The sequence below is a fragment of the Micromonospora sp. S4605 genome (assembly GCF_003176715.1).
Classification (GTDB): Bacteria; Actinomycetota; Actinomycetes; order Mycobacteriales; family Micromonosporaceae; genus Micromonospora; species Micromonospora echinaurantiaca.
The window spans coordinates 1-4561 of record NZ_QGSW01000247.1; the positions used below are offsets into that span (position 1 = coordinate 1).

Consider the following 4561-nt stretch of genomic DNA (forward strand, 5'->3'; position numbering starts at 1 on the left):
GAAAGGGTGGCCTCCCGGAGCTGGGAGGCCACCCTTTGGGTGAACGTGCGCGGGCCCCGAGCGGCGGGGTGGCGGCTCAGGGGGTGAGGAGGGCGTCGCGGACCTCGGTCCAGATCTCGTCGTTGGCGGCGACGAGCAGGCCGTGGCCCTCGTCGGCCGGGTGGTAGTCGGTGCCGTCGAAGCGCCGGGCCACCCCGCCCGCCGCCCGCACCAGCAGGGTGCCCGGCCCGTGGTCCCACGGCAGGGTCCGCCAGAAGAGCACGAACTGCTGGTCGCCGAGGAGGACGTCGAGGTACTCCCGCCCGGCGCAGTGCTGGCCGGGCAGCAGCTCGCCGAAGCGGGCGGCGCCCGTGTCGACGGTGGCCCGGGACGCCGGCGGCAGGAAGCGGGTCATCGCCGCGCCGCGCAGTTCGCCGACCGGCGGCGCCGAGCGCGTGGTCCGCACCGGCTGCCCGTCCAGCCAGGCGCCCTCCCCCGTCCGGGCGCTGGCCAGCGTGTCGGCGAGCGGGTCGAGCACCCACGCGGCGGCCGGCTCGCCGTCCGTCAGCAGGGCCACCATCAGCGCGAACGGCCGCCGGCCGGCGGCGAAGTTCGAGGTGCCGTCGACCGGGTCGACCAGCCAGACGTCGCCTGACCCGCCCAGGTGACGCAGCAGGCCCGGATCGTCGGCCACCGCCTCCTCGCCGACCACCACCGAGCCGGGCCGCAGCCGGCGCAGGGTCGCCGAGATCATCTCCTCGGCCCGCCGGTCGGCGACGGTGACGATCTCCCCGGGCGCCTTCTCGGCGACGTCGGCGTCGTCCAGCTTGCGGAACAGCGGCAGCACGACCTGGTCGGCGGTCTCGCGCAGCAGCCCGCCGACGTCGTCGAGCAGGGTGTCAGCCACGCGGCGGCAGCTTCACCACGCTGACGAAGAACTCGTCGATCTGCCGGACCACCGAGATGAACCGCTCGAAGTCCACCGGCTTGGTGACGTACGCGTTCGCGTGCAGCTGGTAGCTGCGCAGGATGTCCTCGTCGGCCTGCGAGGTGGTCAGCACCACCACCGGGATCCGGCAGAGCTGCTCGTCCTTCTTGATCTCCTCGAGCACCTCCCGACCGTCCCGCTTGGGCAGGTTCAGGTCGAGCAGGACCAGGTCGGGGGTGACCGCGTCCGCGTACCGGCCCTCCCGGCGCAGGTAGGCCAGCGCCTCGGCGCCGTCGGAGACGACGGTCAGCCGGTTGCGGAGCTTGTGCTCCTCGAACGCCTCCTGGGTCATCAACACGTCACCCGGGTCGTCCTCGACGAGCAGGACCTCGATCGGGCTCTTGCCGTCTGCCGGCGCGGTCATCCCACGGTCTCCTTCATGCCACCCGTTCTACCCTCGTCCGGCGTGCCCCGGGGGCCGTCCGCCGGCTGCGCTTCCTCGGCCCGTCCGGCCTGCTCGGGCGTCGCCTCACCGGCCGGCGCCGCCGGCTCGCCCGCCGGCTCCTCCGCGCCCACCGCCGCGTCGTCCACCGTCCCGGCGTCCTCGGTGGCCTCGGTCGCCGCCGTGACGTCCTCCGGCAGCGCGGGGAGGGTGAACCGGATCGCCGTCCCCTCGGGCACGTCGGTGTCCACCCAGACCCGGCCGCCGTGGTACTCGACGATCTTCTTGACGATCGCCAGGCCGATCCCGGTGCCCGGGTACGCGTCCTTGGCGTGCAACCGCTGGAAGATGACGAAGATCTTGTCAGCGAACTCCGGCTCGATGCCGATGCCGTTGTCCTGGCAGGTGATCTCCCACTCGTCGCCGACCAGGCGGGCCGACACGTGCACCCGCGGCCGCACGTCGGGACGGCGGAACTTGATCGAGTTGCTGACCAGGTTGGCCAGCAGGTTGGTCAGCAGCGGCTCCTCGCCGCGGATCACCGGCAGCTCGGACCAGGTCAGTTCGGCGTCGGCGTACTGGCGGGCGGCCTCGGTCTGCCCGGCCACGTCGCCCATCACCTTGTTCAGGTCGACCTCGATGAAGCCGGCGGTGAGCCGGCCGATCCGGGAGAAGGCCAACAGGTCGTTGATCAGGCGTTGCATCCGTTGCGCGCCGTCGACGGCGAAGGCGATGTACTGGTCGGCCCGCTCGTCGAGCTGCCCGGCGTAGCGGCGCTGGAGCAGCTGGCAGAAGCTGGCCACCTTGCGCAGCGGCTCCTGCAGGTCGTGCGAGGCCACGTACGCGAACTGCTCCAGGTCACGGTTGGACCGGGTCAGCTCCTCGGCCTGTTTCTGCAGCTGGCTGTTGACCCACTCGATGCGTTCCCGGGCCTCGCGTACCTCGGCCAGGTCCCTGGCGATCTTCCGCCGCATCGCGTCCACGTCGTCGGCGAGGCGGCGGAACTCCGGCGGCCCGGCGCCGGTGATGCTGTGCTGGTAGTCGCCCTCGGCCACCTCGCGCACCTGGTCGGCGAGCGCGGTCAGCGGGCGGACCACCATCCGGTCCAGCGAGAGCAGCAGCACGGCGCCGGTGACCACCACCACCAGCGCGGCGACGATCAGCAGGACGACCAGCAGGTTGCCGGTCCGCTGCACGTCCCGGGCGCCCTTCTCCCGGGCGGAGACGATCTCGTCCTGGAGCGCGTTGACGGCTTCCCGCACCTGGTCGAACTGCTGGCGGGCCTGGTCGGTGACCAGTGCCTGGCCGGCGGCCGTACCCTCCTGCTCGGTCGTCGCGATCACCGGCAGGGCGACCGACTGCCGCCACTGCTCGGCCTGGCTCTCGACCTGTCGCAGTTCCTCCCGGATCTCCGGGTAGTCGTCCAGCAGCCGCTGCATCGAGGCGACCCGGTCCCGTTCCAGCCGCAGCCCGTCGTCGTACGGGGTCAGGTCGGCCCGGTCACCGCTGACCGCGAAGCCGCGGACCGCGGTCTCCTGGTCCAACAGCGCGTTGAGCAGCTCCTGCGCCTGCACCCGCAGCGGAGCCGTCTTGTTCAGCACGGCGTCGGTTTTGGCCCGGTTCTGCGCGGCCACGAACGCCTCGGCCACGGCCAGGCCGACCAGCAGCAGGCCGACCACGGCGAGCAGCGTGACGACCCGCTGGCGCAGGGTCCAGCCGGAGGTCTCTGCGGTCATCGGCCACCACCCCGGCTGAGCAGCAGCATGGCGACGTCGTCGGCGAGCGGGCCACCGTTGAGCTGCTCGGCCCGCCCGACCAGCCAGGCGGGCAGCTCGGGCAGCGGCACCTGCCGACTGGCCGGTTCCGCGAGCAGGTCGTTCAGGCCGGGCACGTCGAGGCGCTCGTCGCCCTCGCCGACCCGACCCTCGATCAGGCCATCGGTGTACATCAACAGGGACCAGTCATCGGCGTCGAACTCCAGGTCGTAGGCGACCGGCCGGCGCGGCCGTACGCCCAGCAGCAGGCCGCCGGGGGCGGGAACCGGCGCGACCCGGCCGCGGGAGAGCAGCAGCGGCGGCGGGTGGCCGGCCAACCGCACGGTGGCCCGGTTGGCGTCCAGGTCCAGCCGGGCGGTGGCCACGGTCGCGAAGATCTCCTGCAGCCGGCGCTCGCTCATCAGCACCTGCTCCAGCGCCGGCAGCACCTCGTCGTCGGGCACCCCGGCGAGGATCAGCGCCCGCCAGGCCACCCGCAGTTCGACGCCGAGCGCCGCCTCGTCGGCGCCGTGCCCGCAGACGTCACCGACGATCAGGTCGAGCCGGTCGGGACGGGTCTGCACCACGTCGTAGAAGTCGCCGCCGATCAGCGCGGCGTGCCGGCCCGGCCGGTAGAAGGCGTGCACCGCGACCTGGTCGGTGGTCATCAGCGGCTGGGGCAGCAGGCCGCGCTCCAGGCGGGCCGACTCGGCCTGGCGCAGCTCCACCTCGCGCAGCCGGCGGGCGTTCTCGTCGGCCCGCTTGCGCTCCACCGCGTAGCGCAGCGCGCGGGTCAGCAGCACCCCGTCGACCTGGCCCTTGACCAGGTAGTCCTGCGCCCCCTCGGCGACGGCGACGATGCCCAGGTGCTCGTCCGAGCGGCCGGTCAGCACGCAGACCGCGGCGCCGCTGGCCATCTCCAGCACCTCCCGCAACCCGTCCAGCCCCTGCGCGTCGGGCAGGCCGAGGTCGAGCAGGACGCAGTCCACACCCATCACCCGCTGCCGGGCCTCGCTCAGGCTGGTCGCGACGAGCAGGTCGATCATCGAGTTGGTCTCGGCGAGCAGCTCGCCGACCAGGAAGGCGTCCCCCTCGTCGTCCTCGACCAGCAGCACCCGCAGCCGCTCACCCGGCGGCAGGTTGGGGTGCCGTCCCAGGCCGCCGTGCGGGTACGGCACGACGGGGGAACCGGCCAGACCGGTCCCCCGGTACGGCCGGGTCACCGCCGCGAGACGCGGGAGTTCGCTGGTGATGTCGGGCTCCTTCCGAGTGCCCTGCTGATCCTGTATTAGACAACGGTCGCACACAACACGACGGACCCGGCGCGGGGCGGGATGGGACGGATCACTACCCGTTGCCGGACAAACCGGATCTACGCCGGATCGGCCAGTGCCCCTGGCGGCCACGGCGGTGCAGGATGGTGCCCACCCTGGTCCCACCCCGAGGAGTCCCCGTGGG

Annotated in this window: 4 protein-coding genes; all 4 read right to left on the minus strand. The window is 73.0% G+C overall.

Translation table 11 applies throughout. The features are described from left to right. Positions 1–76: 76 nt before the first annotated feature. Genes DLJ47_RS21705 through DLJ47_RS21720 form a run of 4 tightly spaced genes read right to left on the minus strand, consistent with a single transcriptional unit; the run spans position 77 to position 4281 of the window. Positions 77–886, minus strand: a complete 810-nt coding sequence (locus DLJ47_RS21705; protein WP_109902186.1) for an inositol monophosphatase family protein — start codon at positions 884–886, stop codon at positions 77–79. Further along, entirely contained in the window at positions 879–1331 is a 453-nt protein-coding gene (locus DLJ47_RS21710) for a response regulator (RefSeq protein ID WP_088997295.1), read from the minus strand. The genes DLJ47_RS21705 and DLJ47_RS21710 overlap by 8 nt, the downstream gene beginning before the upstream one ends. After that, positions 1328–3085, minus strand: a complete 1758-nt coding sequence (locus DLJ47_RS21715; protein WP_109902188.1) for a sensor histidine kinase — start codon at positions 3083–3085, stop codon at positions 1328–1330. Before DLJ47_RS21715 ends, DLJ47_RS21710 begins: the two co-directional genes overlap by 4 nt. Then, a complete protein-coding gene (locus DLJ47_RS21720; protein WP_109902190.1) occupies positions 3082–4281 on the minus strand; it encodes a PP2C family protein-serine/threonine phosphatase in 1200 nt (399 codons plus the stop codon). Before DLJ47_RS21720 ends, DLJ47_RS21715 begins: the two co-directional genes overlap by 4 nt. Positions 4282–4561: the final 280 nt, after the last annotated feature.

Coding starts and splice junctions, on each gene's coding strand:
- DLJ47_RS21715 (WP_109902188.1), bottom strand. CDS start 3,085: ATGACCGCAGAGACCTCCGGCTGGACCCTGCGCCAGCGGGTCGTCACG.
- DLJ47_RS21710 (WP_088997295.1), bottom strand. CDS start 1,331: ATGACCGCGCCGGCAGACGGCAAGAGCCCGATCGAGGTCCTGCTCGTC.